The organism is Enterobacter sp. YSU (assembly GCF_016082135.1).
GTDB classification, from domain to species: domain Bacteria; phylum Pseudomonadota; class Gammaproteobacteria; order Enterobacterales; family Enterobacteriaceae; genus Enterobacter; species Enterobacter hormaechei_C.
Map to the genome: position 1 here is coordinate 4,192,048 of NZ_CP059487.1, position 20,385 is coordinate 4,212,432.

General features: G+C 58.7%; 10 protein-coding genes. 5 read left to right on the forward strand and 5 right to left on the reverse strand.

Features of this window, described 5'->3' with window-relative positions; all coding sequences use genetic code 11:
- Positions 1 to 8,874, reverse strand: an 8,874-nt coding sequence (locus tag H2Z33_RS23460; RefSeq protein WP_232350967.1) for an Ig-like domain-containing protein, incomplete at its 3' end; no start/stop codon positions are given.
- A gap of 122 nt (positions 8,875 to 8,996) precedes the next feature.
- On the reverse strand, positions 8,997 to 10,334 hold the full coding sequence (locus H2Z33_RS20090) for a TolC family outer membrane protein (protein ID WP_047733386.1): 1,338 nt from the start codon (positions 10,332 to 10,334) through the stop codon (positions 8,997 to 8,999).
- A gap of 732 nt (positions 10,335 to 11,066) precedes the next feature.
- On the opposite strand from H2Z33_RS20090, the gene H2Z33_RS20095 reads away from it, so the two are divergent.
- Positions 11,067 to 11,810: a DeoR/GlpR family DNA-binding transcription regulator gene (locus H2Z33_RS20095; protein WP_015570569.1), complete on the forward strand. Its 744-nt coding sequence runs from the start codon at positions 11,067 to 11,069 to the stop codon at positions 11,808 to 11,810.
- Between the two features lie 13 nt (positions 11,811 to 11,823).
- On the forward strand, positions 11,824 to 12,891 hold the full coding sequence (locus tag H2Z33_RS20100) for an oxidoreductase (protein ID WP_063135178.1): 1,068 nt from the start codon (positions 11,824 to 11,826) through the stop codon (positions 12,889 to 12,891).
- Between the two features lie 41 nt (positions 12,892 to 12,932).
- Here the strand turns inward: H2Z33_RS20100 and cybB are convergent, their stop codons facing one another.
- The 3 genes from cybB to H2Z33_RS20115 form a co-directional block, all read right to left on the reverse strand.
- Entirely contained in the window at positions 12,933 to 13,463 is a 531-nt protein-coding gene (gene cybB, locus H2Z33_RS20105) for a cytochrome b561 (protein ID WP_015570570.1), read from the reverse strand.
- An 87-nt stretch (positions 13,464 to 13,550) separates the two neighbouring features.
- Positions 13,551 to 14,990 carry an aldehyde dehydrogenase gene (gene aldA / locus H2Z33_RS20110; protein ID WP_063135143.1) on the reverse strand — a complete coding sequence of 480 codons (1,440 nt, stop codon included), beginning with the start codon at positions 14,988 to 14,990 and terminating at the stop codon, positions 13,551 to 13,553.
- A 198-nt stretch (positions 14,991 to 15,188) separates the two neighbouring features.
- The gene (locus H2Z33_RS20115) at positions 15,189 to 15,983 is read right to left on the reverse strand and encodes a YdcF family protein (RefSeq protein ID WP_017384495.1); all 795 of its coding nucleotides are present in this window, start codon (positions 15,981 to 15,983) and stop codon (positions 15,189 to 15,191) included.
- A 215-nt stretch (positions 15,984 to 16,198) separates the two neighbouring features.
- Between H2Z33_RS20115 and H2Z33_RS20120 the strand changes: the two genes are divergently transcribed.
- Genes H2Z33_RS20120 through H2Z33_RS20130 form a run of 3 tightly spaced genes read left to right on the forward strand, consistent with a single transcriptional unit; the run spans position 16,199 to position 20,332 of the window.
- A complete protein-coding gene (locus H2Z33_RS20120) occupies positions 16,199 to 17,851 on the forward strand; it encodes an MFS transporter (RefSeq protein WP_017384496.1) in 1,653 nt (550 codons plus the stop codon).
- Positions 17,852 to 17,873: 22 nt separating this feature from the next.
- Positions 17,874 to 18,956 (forward strand): HlyD family secretion protein, encoded by a 1,083-nt coding sequence (locus tag H2Z33_RS20125; protein ID WP_063135142.1) that lies wholly within the window; start codon positions 17,874 to 17,876, stop codon positions 18,954 to 18,956.
- Positions 18,953 to 20,332, forward strand: coding sequence for an efflux transporter outer membrane subunit (locus tag H2Z33_RS20130; RefSeq protein ID WP_033486784.1), 1,380 nt, complete (start codon positions 18,953 to 18,955; stop codon positions 20,330 to 20,332). Before H2Z33_RS20125 ends, H2Z33_RS20130 begins: the two co-directional genes overlap by 4 nt.
- Positions 20,333 to 20,385: the final 53 nt, after the last annotated feature.

A 20,385-nucleotide genomic window follows, 5' to 3' on the forward strand; every position in this document is an offset into this window, starting at 1 on the left:
ATTATGCGTGCCGCTGCCGGTATTGCCCGCCGCGTCGGTGACTGACGCAGTGACGGTCACGCTGCCGTCGCTGAGGCCGGAAATGACGCTGGCCGGAACGCCCACGCTCCAGTTACCCGCCGCATCCAGCACGGTGGTATAAGTCTGGCCGCCGATCGTGACGGTGACCTTATCGCCCGCCGCCGCGCCGGTGGCGGAGCCGCTGATAATCTGCGCCTGATTGTGTTCAGCCACGTTAATCACGTCGTCGCCTGCCACGGTGTGGATGGTCACTGCCGGAACGGTGACGTCCACCGTCAGGGTGTGGTCCACCGACGCCGGGTTACCCGCCTTGTCGCTGACGGCCGCGGTCACGGTGACGCTGCCGTCGGTTAATCCTGCAAGGTCAGCTGCCGGCACGTTCAGCGTCCAGCTGCCGTTCGCGCTGACGGTTGTGGTGTAATCTTTGCCGTTCAGCGATACGGTCACCGTCTGGCCTGCTTCGGCGGTGCTGGTGCCAGAGATTGCCAGGTCGGACTGCGCTTCTGAGGCGTTCAGGATATCGTCGGTGGCAATCGTGTTGATGGTCACGGACGGCGCGGTAGCATCCACGCTGTACTCGCGTCCCGCAGACGCGCTGTTGCCGTTCACGTTGGTGACGCTTACCTGCACGCTGGCGTCGCCGTCTTTCAGACCGGTCAGATCCGCAGTCGGCACCGTGGCGGTCCATTTACCCTCAGCGTCCACCGTGGCGGTGTAGTTCTTGCCGCCGAAGGTGATGGTGACGATCTGGTTTTCTTCGACGTTCGAGGTGGTGCCGGAGAGCACCAGATCCGCACCCCTCTCGGCGGCGTTGATCACGTCATCGGAAGCGATGGCGTCAATGCTGATGGCGACGTTTGCCAGATCCACCGTCACATCATGGTTGATAGTCACCGGATTGCCCGCGCTGCTCTGGCCTTCAACGTTCACGGTGACCGTGCCTGCGGCAAGGGCACTCACGTCCGCAGAAGGGATCGCCGCGCTCCAGGTGCCGTCTGCCAGCACGGTAGCCGGATAGGTTTTACCGTTTACGGTGACGGTCAGCGCCGTACCCGCCGTCATGCCGTCGCTTGAACCCGTGATAATCAGATTCTGCCCGTGTTCGATGCTGTTAATCACGTCATCGCCCGCTACGGTGTCCACGCGCAGGCCCGGCAGATTCGCGTCGATAGTGATATCGCGCTCGCCGCTGCCGCTGTTGCCCACGCCGTTCGTGACGCTGGCGGTCACGGTCAGATCGCCATTGCCCAGCGCGGCGAGCACAGATTCCGGTACGCTGACGGACCAGGTGAGATTGTCCTGTACCGTTGCGGTGTAGCTGTGGCCGCCAACAGACACAGTCACGGTGTTGCCCGCTTCGGCATTCACCACTGTGCCGCTAATGGTCTGGCCGGTTGCCAGCTCCGCTGCGTTGATCACGTCGTCGCCCGCCACGGTGTTGATGATGACGCCAGGCAGCACGGATTCCACGTTCACGGTGTGCGAGGTGCTGGAGCTGTTGCCGACGCTGTCCGTCGCGGAGGCCGACACGGTGTAAAGTGCTTCACCTAGTTGCCCCACCTCGCTCGCCGGAACGGTTGTGGTCCATTGGCCATTGGTGTCCACCGTGGCGCTGTACGCTTTGCCGTTGAGCATCACGGTGACCACCGCGCCCGCTGCCAGCCCGGAAGCCGTACCTGTGATGGTCAGATCCTGCGTTTTCTCGCTGCTGTTGATCACATCGTCACCGGACACGGTGTCAATGGTCAGCACCGGCGCGGTGAGGTTGACTTCAACCTCGTGCGTTGTGCTGTTGCTGTTTCCGGCTTTATCGGTCAGCGCCGCGGTGATGGTGTAATCCCCGGCGGCCAGGGCACTCACGTCCGCCGCAGGCACGCCCACGCTCCACCTGCCGGAAGTGTCCAGGGTCGCGGTGTAATCTTTGTTATTGATGGTGACGGTCACCACGTCGCCCGCCGCCGCACCGGTCACGGAACCGGTGACAATCAGCGCCTGCGCATGCTCGGCGCTGTTGATCACGTCGTCGTCGGAAACGGTGTTAATGGTCAGCTGTGGCACCGTGGTATCCACCAGCACATCGCGGTCCGCCGAGGCCGGGTTACCCGCCTTATCCGCGACGGCTGCCGTGATGGTGTAATCGCCGTCGGTAATCGCGCCGATATCCGCAGACGGTACGGTGACGCTCCAGCTGCCGTTCGCCTGTACGGTGGTGGTGTAGTCCACGCCGTTCAGCGTCACGGTCACGGTCTGGCCCGCTTCGGCGTTGGAGACACCGTTAACGACCAGATCCTGCTGCGCTTCGGCCGCGTTGATGATGTTGTTGTCGCTGACGATCTTGATGGACACCGTCGGCGCGGTGGCGTCCACGTTGTATTCGCGGCCCGCCGAGGCGCTGTTGCCGTTCACGTTGGTGACGCTGACCTGCACGCTGGCGTCGCCGTCTTTGAGTCCGCCCAAATCGGCAGACGGTACGGTCGCCGTCCAGTTGCCGCTGGCATCCACCGTCGCAGTGTACAACTTGCCGCCGAAGGTGATGGTAACGGTCTGGTTTTCTTCCACGTTGGTGGTCGAGCCAGACAGCACCAGGTCCGCGCCTTTCTCAGCCGCGTTGATTACGTCGTCAGAGGCAATCGGATTAATGCTGATGGCGACTGCCGCCAGATCCACTTTCACGTCGTGGCTGATGGAAACCGGGTTACCCGCCGCGCTCTGGCCGTCAACGGTCACGGTGATCGTGCCTGCGCTCAGCGCGCCGACGTCCGCCGCCGGAATAGCCGCCGTCCAGGTGCCGTCCGCCAGCACGGTTGCCGCGTAGGTTTTGCCGTTGACGGTGACCGTCAGCGCCGATCCGCTCGCCAGCCCGTCGCTGGAGCCGGTGATAATCAGGTTTTGACCATGTTCGATGCTGTTGATCACATCGTCGCCTGCTACGGTATCCACGCGCAGGCCCGGCAGGCTGGCATCAATCGTGATGTCGCGTTCGCCGGTGCCGGTGTTGCCGTGGCCATTGGTCACGCTCGCTGTTACGGTGAGATCGCCGTTACCGATAGCGGTTAAGACGTCAGACGCCACGTTAACCGACCAGCTCAGGTCGTCCTGAACCGTCGCGGTATAGGTGTTGCCCCCGATACCGATCGTGACAGTGTCACCGCTCGCCGCGCCGCTCACTTTCCCGCTCAGGGTTTGTCCGGAAGCCACTTCCGCCGCGTTAATCACGTCGTCGGTGGCAACCGCATTAATGGTGACCTGCGGCAGCGCGCTGTCGACCAGCACGCTATGGCTGGTATTCGCGCTATTACCCGCGGTATCGGTCACGCTGGCCGTCACGCTGTAGCTTGCTTCGCCCAGTACCGAGACGTTTGCCGCCGGAACGGTGACGCTCCAGTTACCGCTGGCATCGGTGGTGGCGGCGTAACTGATACCGTTCAGGGTTACGGTGATGCGGGTCCCGTCCGGCTGGTTGCTGGTGCCGGAGATCAACAGGTCCTGGCCTTTTTCGGTCGCGTTGATCACGTCGTCAACCGCCAGGGTATTGATGGCAATCACCGGCGCGGTCAGGGAGACGTCAAACGCGTGCGTCGCGCTGGTGCTGTTGCCCGCTTTATCGGTGAGTGTCGCGGAGATCGTCTGATCGCCGTTAGCCAGCGCGCCCACGTCCGTCGCCGGAACGCCCACGCTCCAGTTGCCGGACGCATCCAGCATCGCGGTGTAGTCTTTCCCGTTCAGGGTCAGGGTAATCACATCGCCCGCCTGCGCGCCCGTCACCTTGCCGGTGACAATCAGCGCCTGGCCGTGCTCGGCAATATTAACAATGTCGTCGCCCGCCACAATGTTGAAGATAATCTGCGGCACGGTAGTGTCGACCAGCACGGACGCCCCCGCGCTGGCCGGGTTGCCCGCTTTATCGGACACGGTCACCGTGACCGCCGCGCTGCCGTCGGCGATCCCCGCCAGATCCGCCGCCGGAACGTCCAGCGTCCAGCTGCCGTTCGCCTGCACCTGGGCGGTGTACTGATTGCCGTTGAAGGTCACGGTGACCGTCTGGCCTGCTTCGGCAGTAGACGTCCCGCTCAGGGTCAGATCCTGCGCCGCCTCTGCCGCATTCAGCATGTTGTCGCCGCTGATGGTGTTGATGGTGACCGCTGGCGCGGCGGTATCGACGCTGAATGCCTGCGAGGAAGAGGCCGCGTTGCCGTTCACGTTGGTGACGCTGACCTGTACGCTGGCGTCGCCGTCCTTCAGGCCGCTCAGATCGGCAGCCGGTACGGTGCAGGTCCAGTCGCCGTTGGCATCGACCGTCGTGGTCCAGGTTTTACCCGCAAAGATAATGGTAACGGTCTGGCCCGCTTCAACGTTCGAGGAGGAGCCGGACAGCACCAGATCCTGGCCTTTTTCTGCCGCGTTAAGCACGTTGTCGTCCGTCACGCTGTTGATGCTTATCGCCACCGGGGCGAGATCGACATCCACAACGGTACCGATATTCACCGGGTTGCCGGAGGTATCCTGCGCGCTGGCGCTGATGGTGAGCGACCCGTCCGCCCACCGGGAGACATCGGCAGCCGGAACCGCAGCCTGCCAGGTGCCATCCGCCAGTACCGAGGCGGAATAACTCTTGCCGTTGATGGTCACGGTGACGGTGCTACCCGCCGCCAGGTCGGTGCTGGTGCCGGAGATAACCAGGTTCTGCGCGTGTTCAATAACGTTAATGACGTCGTCACCGGCGACGGTATCAATGCGCAAGCCGGGCAGCTGGGCGTCAATGGTGACATCGAGGGAAGACGATCCGGTATTGCCGTGCGCGTTCGTTACGCTGGCCGATACGGTCAGGTCGCCGTTGCCGAGCGCGGTTAACTGACTCTGGGTTAACGGCAGGCTCCAGGTGAGATCGTCCTGTACGGTGGCCGTGTATGTCTGCCCGCCGAGGATAATCGTGACGGTATCGCCCGATGCCGCGTTAGAAACCTTTCCGGTCAGGGTTTGCCCTGCGGCCACTTCCGCCGCGTTGACGATATTGTCGCCCGCGAGGGTGTTGATGGTGACCACCGGCAGCGAGCTGTCCACCAGCACATCGTGCGTGGCAGCGGCGCTGTTGCCCACATTATCGGTGACGCTCGCCGTCACGGTGTAATTGGCTTCACCCAGCGCGCTCACCGCAGAGGCGGGGACGGTAACGCTCCAGTTGCCGCTGGCGTCGGTGGTGGCGGTGTAGTTGATACCGTTCAGATTAACGGTGATGGTGGTTCCTTCCGGCTGGTTGCTGGTACCGGAAAGCAGCAGATCTGCGCCCTTCTCTGCCGCATTGATCACGTCATCCGCGGCCAGCGTGTTAATACCGATAACGGGCGTCACAGTATTGACCACCACATCCACTGAACTGCTGCCGGTGTTGCCGGATTGGTCGGTCACGGAGACGTTAATGGTCCAGGTGCCGTCCGTCAGCCCCTGAACGACGGACGCAGGCAGGCCGAGGCTCCAGTTGCCTGCCGCATCCACCACGGTGGTGTAGTCCACGTTATTGATGGTGATGGTGACCAAATCGCCCGCCGCCGCGCCGGTGACGGAGCCGCTCAGGATCTGCGCCTGAGCATGGGCCAGCTGGTTAACGGTGTTGGTGTCGGTGACGAAATCGTTGATGGTTACCTGCGGCACGGTGGCATCCACCAGCCCAACGCGGTCCGCGCTGCTGCTGTTGCCCGCCACGTCACTGACGGTGGCCGTCACGGTGACATTGCCATCGGTCAGCGCGCCTACGTCGGCGGCAGGCACGTTCAGCTGCCAGCGACCGTCCGCCTGTTCCGTGGTCTGGTAAGATTTACCGTTCAGCGTCACGGTGACCGTCTGGCCCGCTTCAGCGGTTGTGCTGCCGCTGAGCACCAGATCCTGCTGCGCTTCTGCCGCATTAATGATGTTGTCGTCGGTCAGGTTATCAAGCGTAATGGCTGGCGGCTGCGTATCGACGATCACCACGCGTGAGGCGTCCGCGCTGTTGCCGTTGACGTTAGTCACGCTGACGCTCACCTGCGCACGCCCGTCGATCAGCGTTTCCATCGCGCTCGCCGGAACGGTCAGGCGCCAGGAGCCGTCCTGCTGCACCTGTGCAGTAAAGGTTTGATCCGCGAATTTCACCACCACGGTCTGCCCGGCCTCCACGCCCTGCGTCTGACCAGAAAGCGTGACATCCGCGCCTTTTTCCGCCGCGTTGAGCATATCGTCAGTGGTTACGGTATCGATGGTGACGGCCACCGCATTCAGGTCAAGCTCGATCGGGTGTTCAGCCGCCACGGTGTTGCCCCAGGCATCTTCCGCGCTGACGCTGACGGTCATGCCTCCCGCCGTCCATGCCTGAAGGTCCGCCGCCGGCACGCCAATCTGCCAGTTGCCGCTGGCGTTAACCGTGGTGACGTATTCGACATTATTGATGGTAACGGTGATCTGTGTGCCTTCGGCCAGATGAGTGCTGGAGCCGGTTACGGCCAGATCCTGCTGCTGCTCGATGGCGTTAATCACGTCATCGCCAGAGATCGTGTTCACGCGCAGGCCCGGCAGTTCGGCGTTGATGTTGATATCACGTTCGCCGGTGCCGGTATTGCCGTGCGCATTGGTGACAGAGGCGCTGAAGGTTAAATCGCCGTCGCCAAACGCCTGGAGGTCGGCCGATGGGATCGTCACGCTCCATTTGAGGTCGCTGCCAACCGTCGCGGTGTAGCTCTTGCCGCCCACGGTGACAGAGACGGTATCGCCCGCCGCCGCGCCGGTGACGCGTCCACTGAGGGTTTGGTCAACCGCCGCTTCGGCGTTATTGACCAGGTTATCCCCGGCAAAGGTGTTGACGATCACCTGCGGCAGCACGGTGTCTACCAGCAGATTCGCCTCGGCGGAGCCGCTGTTACCCACGCTGTCGGTGCCGCTGACGCTGACGGTGTAAAGGGTATTCGCCAGATCCAGCACGTCGGAAACCGGCACCTGAACGGACCAGCGACCGTTCTCAACGGTGGCCTGATAGTTAACGTTGTTCAACGTCACGGTGACAGCGCTGCCGTTCGGCAGATTACTGGTCCCGCTCAGGCTCAGGGGCTGCATGGCCTCCTGCGCATTCAGGACGTTATCCTGGCTGATGGGGTCAAGGGTAAATTCCGGCGGGTTGCCGCTCAGCGTAATGCCGTGCGTCGCGCTGCCGGTGTTGCCCGCCGCATCGGTCACGGAGACCGAAATGCTGTGGCTACCTTCCCCCAGCGCGCCAATGACGGAGGCAGGCACGCCGACGCTCCAGCTGCCGTCCGCCTGGACGGCACCGGTAAAGGTCTTGCCGCCAACGGTCACGGTGACAACGTCGCCCTCCGCCGCGCCGTTCGCCTGGCCGGAAATAATCTGCGCCTGCCCCTGCTCGCTGGTGTTCAGAATGTCGTCGCCCGCGACGGTGTTGATAGTGACCACTGGCGCTGCGGTATCGACCGTGAAATCGGCGGTGGTGGATGACCCGTTACCCGCTTTGTCGCTGACGTTTACCGTCAGGGTGTGCTCGCCGTTAGCCAGCGCCTGTACTTCACTGGCCGGAAGCGTAACGGACCAGCTGCCGTCGCTGCCCACGGTCGCCGTGTGATTTTTGCCGTTCAGCGTGACCGTCACAATCTGGCCCGCTTCCGCATCGGTTTTCCCGGTCAGCGTCAGCGGCTGATTATGTTCAGCCGCGTTGATGATGTTGTCCTGGGCGATCGTGTCGACAGAGATCACTGGCGAGGCGGTATCCACGCCAATCGTCTGGCTGCCGGACACGGTGTTGCCCGCCGCGTCTTTTCCGCTGACGTTGACCGTCCAGGTACCATCGCCCAGCGCCTGTGCGTCGGCAGCAGGGACCTTCACGCTCCATGCGCCGTTTGCCCCCACTTCTGCGGTATAGGTTTTACCGTTGAGCGTGACGGTAAGCGCCGTTCCCTGGGCCAGGTTTTTGCTGGTGCCGGACAGTGTAAAGCCAGCGGCCTGCTCGCTGGCGTTGATCACGTTATCGCCCGCCGTGGTGGCGAGCGTCACGCTGGTATCCGCTGTAGAAACGGTTACGGTAATACTGCCCGCAGAGGTCGTTTTACTGCCGTCGATCTGTACGACGGACCAGGTATGTTCCCCGTCCGCCTGGGTCGGGAGTGTTACCGTCCAGGTGCCGTCCTTCGCAACCATGGTGCTGGCGATGGTGCTGCCGTTGCCGTCTTTAACCTGAATGGTCGCGCCCGGCTGCCCGGTACCGCTGAAGGTGGGGGTGTTGTCATCCGTGATCTCTTTTGCACTCAGCACGCCCTGCTTGTCACCCGCGTTGTCCGTGAGCAAAAATGTCGGCGTGGCGCTTTCGACTTCTTTTGTATTATCAATAACCCTGGTTTTGGTTTCGCCATCGCCGCCGTGAGCCAGCAGTGCGCCGATCGCACCGCCCCCTAACGCCGCACCGGCAATCCAGCCCCACGGCGCATCGCTTAAGACGCTTCCCTGCTCCAGGAAAGGTTCAATGCTGCTAATGGGTGCAGCCTGGGCGGTTAATTCGGTGGCGGCAACGCCTGATGCTTCCCCGGCATCGGCAAATGAAATATGCGTCAGCTCCTGGTTATCGTTAAATACCAGCTCGGAATGATTATGGGTTTCCGTGTCTTCGACAAAATAATTATTGCAGCGGATCACGCTGCCATCTTTCATATAAATGAGGAGGTCATTCCCCTGGCGGACATAACGCACCACGTCCTGAGCAGAACCCTGAATTTCAATCACGCTCGGCGATGAAATAGAGACCGAGAGATTCCCTTCACCGGTTAATTTCGTCTTCTCTGCCGTTTTGCGAATGATGACATCAACAACTTTTGCGGTACTCATATTCTTCTCCTTGCAGGTGCGCGTATTCCTGTGGATATGTCCACCAGAGGGATGTAGCTATCCTTGGGAAAAATCACCCATTATTGTCTGACTTATTTCGCGCAGAAAGGCGCGCCTTTTTTTTAACTTAAATCAGGTAATTTCGCGGCAGCGTTTTTCTCTATTCCGATAAGCGGCATGAGATTATCCACCGCGGAGGCGTAATTAATCGCCGCACTCCAGCCATCGTATTCAGCCATTATTTTCGCTGAGGTGGCAGACCAGACATCCTGCTCCACGCTGAGCAGATCGTTAATGCTGCGCTTGCTCAGGGTATATTCATTTTTGTAGACATCGCGGGCGCGCAACGCATTTTCCAGCTGACGTTTCCCGGCTTCCATTCGTCCTCGCGCCCCGGTCCAGTCGGCCTGTGCGACGGAGGCTTTTTGCAGGACATCAAAACGGGCCTGATCAACCTGGGACGATGCCATTGCCCTTGCGCCCTCGGCCTGACGGACGCGCGCCGAGACCGCGCCGCCCTGATAAAGCGGTGCGTCAATATTGAGCTGGATCTGATCATCCCAGTACGCGCGATTATCAGACTCATAGCGGGTGCGGCCCCCTTTCAGGCTTAAGGTCGGCCAGTGCTGAGACCTGGCGGTTTCTACGCCGTACTGGGCTGAACGCTCCATGTTCTGCGCGGCCATCACCGTTGGGATCAGTGAATAATCAATCCGATTGAGAGAATCCGGCTCCACGGCCAGACCTCCCGGAACCGGTGAATAGCGTTCAGCCTGTATGCCAGTTAATACCGCCAGCCGCGCGCGGGCGCTGTTCAGAGACGCATTATACTGCTCTACCGTCGCCTGCATCCCGGCGATACGGGTGCGGGTCTGAAGCTCATCAGAGGTGGAGCTTACGCCAGCATCGGCGCGGAGTTTTGCCAGCTGCTCAACGTTTTTAAGCGCCTGCACGTTCTCTTTTGCCGCCTGCAACAGATCGCTGTAGCGTTTTACTTCCACATAGCTGAGGGCCGTTTTTTCCGCGACGGCAGACATCGTGCTCATCAGCTGGTAGCGATAGCTGTCACGCTGAGCTGAAGACTGTCTGATGCTGTTATTGGTCTTGCCAAAATCGTACACCAGCTGCGTCAGGCTCAAGCCCCAGGCTGCGGAATTTCGCAACGAACCGCTTGAATCGGTGGTCTGGCTGTGACCCGTACTCCCGTTCAGGGCTATTTGTGGCATCCAGCCACTGCGCGCTTCGTCTATTTGTGCCTGGCCGATCCCCAGTTGCGCTGCCTGCTGGCTCACTGAGGGGTCGCGATCGAGAGCGAAAAGAATACTTTCTTTCATCGTCATTGCCGCAACGGGAGATATCCCCGCCTGGCCGTTATTTGCATTAGCCGCAGTCACCACCAGCGAAATTAAGGTCAGGGAGACAGATAATCTGAGCAACCTGTTATTGCATTTCATCTTCATAATATCCCCCGACTCCAGGTGATAGCCAAATAAATACCCAGGAAGAGGTACAAATAATTCGCCAGAAATCCCTTACTCCTGCTCGATTAATTTGGGTAATAGTTCCCCATACCCATTTCAATTGAGATGAGAGCCGTTCATTCTCTTTTTTTCTTTTAAGAATTTACTTAAATATTTATTGATTCGCAGCATAACAAAATGTGATATGAGCAACCACACCCGTAATGTTAATGCGGTGTTACAAATAAGAAAAAAGATGGGGTTTCTGGACAAAACGTTATAAAAGGCCTTTCAGATGAAACAAATAAACCCCCTGTAATATAAAGAAAATTCTAAAATGCCCCGGTGTACATTTTTGCGTTAATTTCACCCCGAATCAGACACAAAGATTTTCAAAGAAATGTCAACTTAAGTAATACACCGAATAAAATTGAATTATTTTACTTTAAAAATAAAAACTAATAGATATATGCACTAATTTATAATTACAAATTAGTTAAACATTCTGGCTAGAGCCAATAATCCGGCAGCTTAAGCCAAATTTTCAAGTAAAACATAGCGATAACAACATACCTAAAAGATACATACATGTTTTTGATGACTGATTAATGCAATATCAATAATCACATCATTAAACTGTTTTTGGATAACATCCCGTACCTGTCGCGATTCCCTTTCCTGCAAAATGCTGTAAACTGCAATTTATTGCGACATTTTGCAGGATACTGCCCCATGCATAAAACCGCCAGACAGAAATATGTGCTTGATATCATTACTGAGCAAGGCCAGGCCAGCATTACCGAGCTGGCAGAGCGATTGCAGGTTTCGGCGGACACCATCCGTCGCGATCTGACCGACCTGGAAAAACAGGGACTGGCACAAAAAAACCATGGCGGCGCCATCGCGCTGAATCTCTCGACGATGACCCGAGTAAGCAGGAATAGCTTGCTCCCTGAAATTAAGCAGCGGCTGGGTAAACAGGTTGCGCAATGCGTGCCTGCGGGCTCGACGCTTTTTCTGGACGCCGGAAGCACACTGCTGGCCGTTGCCTCTTTCCTTCAGGGGCCGCTGACCATCATCACCCCTTCTCTTGATATCGCCCAGCAGGTTAGCGATCGGGAAGATATTGACCTGATCCTGCTCGGTGGAAAGTGGGATCAGAAACAACGCCTGTTTGCCGGAAGCGCCACCCTTTCCCTGCTCTCTCGCTACCGGGCGGATATTGCCATCCTTGGCGCATGCGCCATCCATGCCGAACTCGGATTGAGCGCCAGTCAGGAGGCGGATGCAGAAGTGAAGCGTGCCATGCTGGCCGCAAGCCAGGCGCACTGGGTAGTCGCCGACCATCTAAAACTCAACCAGTGCGAACCGTATCTGGTGTCAGGGTTATCCGAGATTCATCAACTGTTTTTAGATCGTCCCTGGGCAGAGCTCGGGGACCATAGCGCCTTGCAGGTTACCGTTGGCGCGCATTAACGTGGAGAAGGTCATGAATAAAGTGAAGACAATGAATATTGCGCTGATCGGGTATGGTTTTGTAGGTAAGACGTTCCATGCCCCGCTGATCCAGTCCGTCGAAGGCCTGAAGCTGGCGGTGGTCTCATCCCGGGATGGAGAGAAAGTGAAACGCGACCTGCCGGACGTCCTCGTTGTCGCCACGCCGGAAGAGGCCATTCAGCATCCGGATATCGACCTGGTGGTTATCGCCTCCCCTAACGCGACCCATGCGCCGCTGGCCACCCTGGCGCTCAATGCCGGCAAGCATGTGGTAGTGGATAAGCCGTTTACGCTGGATATGCAGGAAGCGCGAGATCTGATTGCGCTTGCGCAAGAAAAACAGCGCCTGCTCTCGGTCTTCCATAACCGCCGCTGGGATAGCGATTTTCTCGGCATTAAGCAGGTGATTGAGCAAGGCCGTATCGGTAAGGTGAAACATTTTGAGTCGCATATCGATCGTTTCCGTCCGGAGGTTCGCGTGCGCTGGAGAGAGCAAAACGTGCCCGGCAGCGGCCTGTGGTTCGACTTAGGCCCGCATATGATTGACCAGACGCTACAGCTTTTTGGTCTGCCGCAGTCGGTACAGGGCAACATCGCCACCCTGCGTGACGGCGCGGAGATTAACGACTGGGCGCACGTGGTGCTGAATTATCCGGAACACAAAGTGGTCCTCCATTGCAGCATGCTGGTGGCGGGTGGCGTTGCCCGCTTTACCGTCCACGGCGATAAGGCCAGCGTGGTGAAAGCGCACATCGATCAGCAGGAAGCCCAGCTGCTGGCAGGCGTCGTTCCGGGTAGCGAAAGCTGGGGTGAAGACAGCGACGCTATGGTGCTGTTTAATGCCCAGGGTGAAGCCAGCACTATCCCTGCGCCAAAAGGCGACCAGCGGCAGTACTATATAAACGTGCGCGATGCCCTGAACGGCAAGATTGACAACCCGGTCCATCCGGTGGAAGCCCTGGCGGTGATGGCGGTGCTGGAAGCGGCGGTAAAATCTTCGGAAACGGGTTCAACTCAGGAACTGGACTTAACGGCGCAGGAGCGCGCGCAACTGCAATAAGCCGCAAAAAAATGCCCTGCGGGTTAGCAGGGCATTATCGGTTACTGACGCTTTTTCGGCATCATGCGCAGCAGCGTGTTGTCCTTCCAGAAGTAGTGATGCATCAGCGCGGCAAAGGCGTGCAAACCAATCACGAAGTACCCCAGATTCGCCAGCGTTACGTGCCACTCCTTTAGGGTATCCACCAGGTCAAAATTCCCCTCCGCCGCATGCGGCATCGTCAGGCCAAACGCAAACCAGTCATTTCCCCGGTTATACATCATCACCATGCCGATCAGCGGCAGCGCAATGAACAGCAGGTAGATTACCAGATGCCCGAGATGGGACAGCCCGGTGATCATCGCTTTTGGTTTCGGTTGAATAGGCGGAGCCGGGAATTTGAGGCGGATAAGCAGGCGCGCCACCATCAGCACCAGGATGCTGATCCCGCAGGAAACGTGGATCATATTAATAAGCGGACGATCGGTTCTTGGGAACCACCCTCTGAACTCCATGGCGCAATAGGCCATAATGACTAACAGAAAAACCAGCCAGTGAATGCTGATTTGCAGACCCGTATATTTTGTGCGCATGTTGTTTCCCGATAAAGAATCATTATCGCGCCAACATAACCACCTTTCCTGAAAATGTGAACCCCCTCGCATGGAGGGGGCTCCTGATTACGACTGCAAATAGACCACCTGCGTCTGCAAATACTCATTCAGACCGTGTTTGCCATCCGCCCCGCCGATACCGGATTTACGCCAGCCTGCATGGAAGCCCTGCATCGCTTCAAAGTTTTCACGGTTAATGTAGGTCTCGCCGAACTTAAGCCCCTTAATGGCTTTCATGGCGACGTTCAGGTCCTGCGTATAAACAGACGAGGTTAAACCGTAGTCGCTGTCGTTGGCCATTTTCAGCGCCTCTTCCAGAGTGTCGAATGCCACCACTGGCAGCACCGGGCCAAAGGTCTCTTCGTGCATGATGGTCATATCCTGACGTACGTCCAGCAGCAGCGTTGGGGGATAAAAATACCCTTTGCCTTCTGCCGCTTTACCGCCAAGGACCACTTTAGCCCCCTCCTGCACCGCGCGCGCCACCTTCTGCTCCACGCGCTCCAGCGCGGCGGCGTTGATCAGCGGCCCCATGGCAATATCCGTTCGCTCAGCCGGATTGCCAAACTGGACGGCTTTCATTGCCTCGCCCAGACGATTCACAAAGCGGTCGTAGATCCCCTTCTGGACATAGACACGTTCCGCACAGTTACACACCTGTCCGGTATTGATGACGCGTGAATCCACAATGGCCTTCACGGCCAGCTCGAGGTCGGCATCGTCCATCACGATGGCCGGGGCTTTACCGCCCAGCTCCAGCCCCACTTTGGTGATGTTTTTCGCCGCCGCAGCCATGATCTTTTCACCTGCCCCGACGCTGCCGGTCATGCTGACCATCGCCACTTTCGGGTTCCCGGCCAGCTCCTGTCCGACGGTTTCACCCCGGCCCAGCACAAGGTTAAAGACGCCTTTCGGCAGGCCAATCTCATCGACGATTTTGGCAAACGCAATGGCGTTGTTTGGAGTAAATTCGCTCGGCTTGATAACGATAGTGTTACCGGTGAGCAGCGCGGGAGCGAGCTTACGGGCAATCAGGAAGAAGGGGAAGTTCCACGGCAGAATGCCGGTGGTGACGCCCAGGGCACGCTTAAACACCAGAATATTTTCGCCCGGACGGTCGCTCTGAATGATTTCCCCTTCATAACGGCGCGCCCACTCGGCCATATAGTCGATATAGTCAGCGGTAAAGTTCACTTCCACTTCCGCCAGCTGCTGGATCTTGCCGCCTTCGGCCACAATCAGCGCGCTGATTTCACTGACGCGCTCGCGGATCCCGGCGGAAATTTTGCGTAGCCAGCTGGCGCGTTCAATAGCAGGCAGCGCCTCCCAGCCAGCCTGCGCGCGATCTGCCGCGTCAATGGCCTTGCGGGCGTCATCGGCGCTGCCATCGGGAATACGGGAAATGACCTCTTCCGTGGCCGGATTGATCACGTCAATCCATGCATCACCCTGCCAGGCAACAAACTGTCCATCAATATACATAGGATGTTGTACGGGTACTGTCATAACCTGCTCCTGTAATCACACTGTTTTTAACAAGTAAACTTAATGTTAAAAACTATAATTACCGGGGCAATTGCCTACTCTATGAGTCTGTTTTTGTGAGATATCTCATAAAAGAAACGGGTCAGCCCGTTTCCAAAATCACAAATCGGCAACACAGGATGCCCGTTTGCGTAAAAGATGGCGCAAACGGGCAGAGCATCACAGCAGGGAACGGCTCACCAGCGCGTCGGTGAGAATGACGTCGTTTCGCAAGATCTGCCACGCGGCGTCCACGTCGGCAGGGATATCGACATGGGCAATGAAATCACGTCCCGCCGGACCGTAGCCGTTGATGTCATCCCTGAGTCGCGGAAATTCACCCAGCACCAGCGACAAGTAGCGCTCTACCGGCCATAACCCCTCGACCGGGCCGCTAAACACCAGACCGTCGTCGCTGTTTTGCAGCACGGGCGTCAGGCCGGGATGACTCACCCATGCGGGCGATGCGGCCTCGTCGCGGCAAACGCGGGCAAACGTAGCCATTGTGCGACGCTGCATTGTCGGGTCCTGCACCACCAGCACCCGGGCGGCGTTCAGTCCGGATTGTTTCATCAACGCCCGGCTGAAGCGGGCGTTTTCGCCACAGTTGGTCGACTGATCCTCAACGTGAAGATGCTCGGCCGGAATGTTCCAGAATTCACGGGCGATGTCGGCCAGAATAGCCGCCTCAGCACGTCCGGTGGTGGGTATCCTGTTATAGCGGGGGTGTTTCGCAATCGCGGCGTAGAGGAAGGTCGTCGAGTGACCGATCCCGCCGCTGATGATCAGAGGAACACCCTGTTCAGCCGCGATTTTACAGGCAGCATCAATCGCGGGGATCACCGCATTACCCGCCAGAATCACCAGATCAACGGGCTGGTTGTCCTGATAGTCGTCCTGAGCAAGCCACGCCCCAACGGTATTCACGGCGTCGAGGGTTGTGCCAGGCAGACAGGGGAAAAGTGCCATTGTCATCGTTACCTCCTTACAGCATACAGAGCCTTCGATTATCCCCCTTTCTGCGCGTCATGCTATGGCATGAATGCTGAAAAAAACGGGCCGGGACGTGCTCAAAAAGCACTCACATTTGATTAACTTGAGAAAATCGTATTCACTTGAATTATGATTTGCGTCAGCCTTAGAATCATTAGCCCGCTCACAATTCAACATTTTGAAAGGTAAACCACGTTATGCGCCTGCCCCAACGCGACCCTTATGCTCCTCGCGAGTGGCAGCCACACGAGAAACCCGCCCTGCTGGGTTCCCCTTCCACCCCGGAACATCCAACGTCGAAACGAATCGCCTATGGCGTGGTCGGCCTGCTGGTGTGTCTGACCGGGGCGCTGGGTAACGCGGTCGTCACCGCCAATCTGCAAAACCTGCAAGGCACCTTTGGCGCCTGGTCGACTGAAATCGCCTGGCTCCCCGCCGTCTATGTCATGACCAACGTCTCCATCAACCTGCTGCTGGTAAAGTTTCGTCAGCAGTACGGTTTGCGCGCCTTTACGGAAGGCTTCCTGGTGCTGTATGTGCTGGTCACCTTTTTCCACCTGTTTGTGAACGATCTCAGCTCGGCGCTGATGGTACGTGCGGCACACGGGATGGTCGCCGCCGCGCTCAGCTCGCTCGGCATTTATTACCAGATACAGGCCTGGCCCGCGAAGCACCGGCTGAAGGCGCTGACCATCGGCATAACCGGGTCGTCGCTGGCGATCCCGCTGGCGCGGCTGTTCTCCACCGAGCTGTTACAGCTTGATGAGTGGCGCGGGCTGTACTTCTTCGAGCTGGGTCTGGCCCTGATCTCCCTGGCCTGCGTGATGGCGCTCAAGCTGCCGCCGGGCGATCGACGCAAGGTCTTCGAGAAGAAAGATTTCATCACCTTCTTTTTGCTTGCGCCCGGCATGGCGCTGCTGTGCGCGGTTCTGTCGTTAGGGCGTCTGGACTGGTGGTTTGAAGCGCCGTGGATCGGCTGGGCGCTGGCTCTCTCGCTGGTGCTGATTGTCTCCGCGATCGTGTTTGAACATAACCGCAACAACCCGCTGCTTAATACCCGTTGGCTCTCCAGCGGCAGCATCGTACGCCTGGGGCTGATCATGCTGCTGATCCGCATCGTACTGGCGGAGCAGAACACGGGCGTCATCGGCTGGCTGCAATATGTAGGCTTACAGAATGAACAGATGACCCATCTGGCGTGGGCTATTTTCGCCGGGATCGTCTGCGGTATCGTCACCAGCTGTCTGACGATTAAGCCCACTAAACTGGCCTGGCCGATTATCACCTCGCTGGCGCTGATGATCGTTGCCTCGCTGCTGGACAGCCAGTCCAACAACCTGACCCGGCCGGATCAGCTTATATTCAGCCAGTTCCTGCTGGGCTTCGGCAGCGCGTTCTTCCTTGCGCCTGCGATGCTGGCCGCCATTGGCGGGGTGATCGCCGATCCGCGCAATCTGGTCAGCTTTTCCGTGATGTTTGGCATGAGTCAGAACCTTGGGGGCCTGCTGGGTTCCGCGATCCTCGGCACCTTCCAGACCTGGCGCGAGAAGTACCATTCCAGCCTGCTGGCTGACCAGCTCACCACCCTTAACCCGCTGGTGAACGAACGCATACAGCTTTACACCCAGATGTACAAAAGCCTGGTAGGCGACAGTTCCCTGCTGGGAACCCAGGCCATAACTCAGCTTCAGTCGGTGACGACGCTTGAGGCGAATATTCTGGCTTACAACGATACTTATCTCCTGACGGCGAGCATTGCCACTGCCACGCTGGTCTGGATTTTATGGCGCTTGCTGCGTCTGCGCATCACCGCCCGTATGGCCCTTAAGAACGCCACTGGCAACAAGTAATGACTATTTTTCAGGAGAAGTTATGAGTCAGCAGGATGCCGCCAAAGAGCAGGCCAACACCCGCAAAAATGTGCGCGTCGTTTCCATTTTCACCGCCGCGGCTATCGGCATTGTCGGGGTACTGGTGATCCTTTATGCCTGGCAGCTGCCCCCGTTCACGCGTCATGCCCAGTTTACCGATAACGCCTACGTGCGCGGCCAGACCACGTTCATCAGTCCCCAGGTAAACGGCTACATTACCGAGGTCCATGTTCAGGATTTCGCGCAGGTTAAAAAAGGCGAGCTGCTGTTGCAGATAGATGACCGCATCTATCGCCAGCGCGTCCATCAGGCCGAGGCGCAGCTGGCAATGAAAATTGCAGCCCTCAATAACAACCTGCAACAGCGCAAAAGCGCGGAAGCGGTGATTGCCAAAAACGAGGCGGCGCTGAAAAACGCCCGTGCCCAAAGTCTGAAAACCCAGGCGGATTTGAAACGCGTGAAAGAGCTGACCGCGGACGGTTCCCTCTCCATTCGCGAGCGCGATTCGGCGCTGGCCAGTGCCGCCCAGGGGAGCGCCGATATCGACCAGGCAAAAGCAACGCTTGAGATGTCGCGCCAGGATTTACAAACGGTCATCGTCAATCGCGGTTCGCTGGAAGCGGACGTTGAGAATGCGAAAGCCGCGCTGGAGCTGGCGCAGATCGATCTGCAAAACACCCGGATTGTCGCGCCGCGTGACGGTCAGCTTGGGCAGATTGCAGTGCGTCTGGGGGCGTACGTCACCGCCGGGACGCACCTTACCACGCTGGTCCCGCCGCAGCACTGGGTGATCGCCAATATCAAAGAGACGCAGCTGGCGAATTTACGCGTCGGACAGTCGGTGAAATTTACCGTCGATGCCTTAAACGATAAAGCCTATCAGGGCCGCGTGGAGAGCATATCCCCGGCCACAGGGGTCGAGTTCAGCGCTATCACCCCGGACAACGCCACGGGCAACTTTGTTAAAATCGCCCAGCGCATCCCGGTACGCATTGAGGTACTCGGTGAGCCGGAGGCGTACCGGCTGCTGCGTCCTGGCATGTCGGTGCAGGTGACCATCGACACGCGGGAGGCGAAACAATGACGCTTCGCCCGATAGCCGGCCTGCTGATAATGACTATCCTGGCGGGATGCCAGTCGGTAGACGTTGAGCCCGCCAAATCGTCCCTGCACATACCGGCCCAGTGGCGCGCGACGTCGGGGCCAGCCAGCCCGACAGAGCAGCTCTGGTGGCGAAATTTTCACGACAGCAATCTGAATCGCTATGTGGATCAGGCGCTGAAGAATAACAGCGACGTGCTGATTGCCCGCGAGCGGATTAACGAGTACCAGGCCCGGGTGTACGCTGCTGACGGCAGCCTGTTCCCGTCGCTTGACGCGGGCGTGACCGGGACGCGCGCGCGCTCGCAGTCCGCCGCCACGGGGCTTCCGGTATACGGTACGTTGTACAAAGGCAGCCTGACCGCCAGCTACGACGTGGATATCTGGGGCGTAAACCGCAGCACCTCCCGTGCCGCTGAAGCGTCGCTGGAGGCACAAAAGGCGGCGGCTGCGGCGGCTGATCTGACCGTCGCATCCTCGGTGGCCTCCGGGTACGTCACCCTGCTGTCCCTGGACGAACAGCTTCGCGTTACCCGGTCCACGCTGAAGTCGCGTGAAGAGGCGTTCAACCTCGCCAAGCGACAGTTTGAGACGGGATACAGCTCTCGCCTTGAGCTGATGCAATCGGATTCTGAGCTGCGCGCCACCCGCGCCCAGGTTCCACTGCTTCAGCACCAGATTGCGCAGCAGGAAAATGCGCTTAGCCTGCTGCTGGGCAGCAACCCGGGTGACGTTGCGCGCGGTGAAAGCTTTGATGCCCTGACGCCGCTGAAACTGCCCTCCCAGCTGCCGTCGACGCTACTGAACCGGCGCCCGGATATCGTCCAGGCTGAACGTCAGCTGATTGCGGCGGACGCGACGCTGGCGGCATCGCGCGCCAGCCTGCTGCCGTCGATCAACCTCACGGCCACGGGATCGGTACAGGATCGCACGCTGTCGGGTTTGCTGGATAACCCGCTACAGCTCTGGAGCGTGGGCGGCAGTATTCTTGCGCCGCTGCTGAACCGTCAGGCGCTGAATGCGCAGGTAGATATCTCTCAGTCCCAGCGGAATCAGGCGCTGTATAGCTACGAAAAAACCGTGCGTAACGCGTTTGCTGAGGTGAATGACAGCCTTGATGCCATCACCCGCTATCAGGAACAGCTTACCGAGCTGCTGGCACAGCAGACGGTCGCGCAGGAGACGCTGCGGATTGCGCAAAACCGCTACCGCAACGGATACTCTTCTTATCTGGATGAGCTCGATGCGCAGCGCACGCTGTTCTCGGTGCAGACCAGCGTGGTACAGGTGAAAAACAACCTGCTGCTGGCGCAAATTGATTTGTATAAAGCGCTGGGTGGCGGTTGGGTCAGTGCCTGAAGACATGCCGGGTGGCGGCTACGCCTTACCCGGCCTACGTGCTCTACATGCTC

Excerpts from the sequence above, each read along its gene's own strand:
- H2Z33_RS20090 (WP_047733386.1), bottom strand. The coding sequence starts at position 10,334 with ATGAAGATGAAATGCAATAACAGGTTGCTCAGATTATCTGTCTCCCTG.
- H2Z33_RS20095 (WP_015570569.1), top strand. The coding sequence starts at position 11,067 with ATGCATAAAACCGCCAGACAGAAATATGTGCTTGATATCATTACTGAG.
- H2Z33_RS20100 (WP_063135178.1), top strand. The coding sequence starts at position 11,824 with ATGAATAAAGTGAAGACAATGAATATTGCGCTGATCGGGTATGGTTTT.
- cybB (WP_015570570.1), bottom strand. The coding sequence starts at position 13,463 with ATGCGCACAAAATATACGGGTCTGCAAATCAGCATTCACTGGCTGGTT.
- aldA (WP_063135143.1), bottom strand. The coding sequence starts at position 14,990 with ATGACAGTACCCGTACAACATCCTATGTATATTGATGGACAGTTTGTT.
- H2Z33_RS20115 (WP_017384495.1), bottom strand. The coding sequence starts at position 15,983 with ATGACAATGGCACTTTTCCCCTGTCTGCCTGGCACAACCCTCGACGCC.
- H2Z33_RS20120 (WP_017384496.1), top strand. The coding sequence starts at position 16,199 with ATGCGCCTGCCCCAACGCGACCCTTATGCTCCTCGCGAGTGGCAGCCA.
- H2Z33_RS20125 (WP_063135142.1), top strand. The coding sequence starts at position 17,874 with ATGAGTCAGCAGGATGCCGCCAAAGAGCAGGCCAACACCCGCAAAAAT.
- H2Z33_RS20130 (WP_033486784.1), top strand. The coding sequence starts at position 18,953 with ATGACGCTTCGCCCGATAGCCGGCCTGCTGATAATGACTATCCTGGCG.